The sequence below is a fragment of the Marivirga lumbricoides genome (assembly GCF_014636295.1).
In the GTDB taxonomy this organism is placed as follows: Bacteria; Bacteroidota; Bacteroidia; order Cytophagales; family Cyclobacteriaceae; genus Marivirga; species Marivirga lumbricoides.
The window spans coordinates 1-1,025 of the sequence record NZ_BMEC01000051.1 but is presented as its reverse complement, the minus strand read 5'-3'; the positions used below and the strand labels follow the sequence as shown (position 1 = coordinate 1,025).

1 protein-coding gene is annotated in these 1,025 nt (G+C 46.5%); it reads right to left on the bottom strand.

Annotated features, from left to right (window positions below; genetic code table 11):
- Positions 1-1,025, bottom strand: a 1,025-nt coding sequence (locus IEV85_RS24700; RefSeq protein WP_229712739.1) for an Ig-like domain-containing protein, incomplete at both ends; no start/stop codon positions are given.

Here is a 1,025-nt window from a genome sequence, read left to right as displayed (position 1 = left end):
GTAGCATCAGAACTGCTATTGCCTGCTACATCAGTGCTGGTCACGGCTACATCATAATCTCCATCAGTTAATGGTGTAAAAGGACCGCCTGCTGTTGGTGTGGCTGTTTCAGTATCCACACTCCAGTCCCCTGAAGCATCAGCTGTTGTGGTAAAGGTCACTCCGTTAATAACTACGACTACTGTACTTCCAATCTCAGCGGTTCCGCTTACTACAGGTGTATTATCTGATGTGGTTAAAGCATTGACTGTTGGTGTGGCCGGTGCTGTGGTATCTATAGAAACTTCATTGCTGGTAGCATCGCTGGCACTGTTCGAGGCCGCATCAGTTACTGTGGCTACCACTTCATAGCTTGTTCCATTATTAAAAGTACCCAGCGTTCCACTTGTTGGTGTGGCTGTTTCGGTATCCACGCTCCAGTTCCCTGAAGCATCAGGGGTTACTGTATAAGTAGCACCATTTACTGTCACTGTCAGGGTCTCTCCTGCCGGCTGACTGGTTCCTAATCCATTGGTTCCGGTAATGACAGGCGTTACATCATTGGTAGTCAGTAAATTAACTGTTGGTGCTGTTGGAATTGAAGTGTTAATTGTCAATTCATTATTGGTTGCATCAGAACTACTATTTCCTGCTGCATCAGTGCTGGTCACGGCTACATCATAATCTCCATCAGTTAATGGCGTAAAAGGACCACCTGCTGTTGGTGTGGCTGTTTCAGTATCCACACTCCAGTTACCTGAAGCATCAGCTGTTGTGGTAAAGGTCACTCCGTTAATAACTACGACTACTGTACTTCCAATCTCAGCGGTTCCACTTACTACTGGTGTATTATCTGATGTGGTTAAAGCATTAACTGTTGGTGTGGCCGGTGCTGTGGTATCTATCGATACTTCATTGTTGGTAGCATCACTGGCACTGTTCGAGGCCGCGTCAGTTACTGTGGCTACCACCTCATAACTTGTTCCGTCATTAAAAGTACCCAGCGTTCCACTTGTTGGTGTGGCTGTTTCAGTATCCACGCTCCA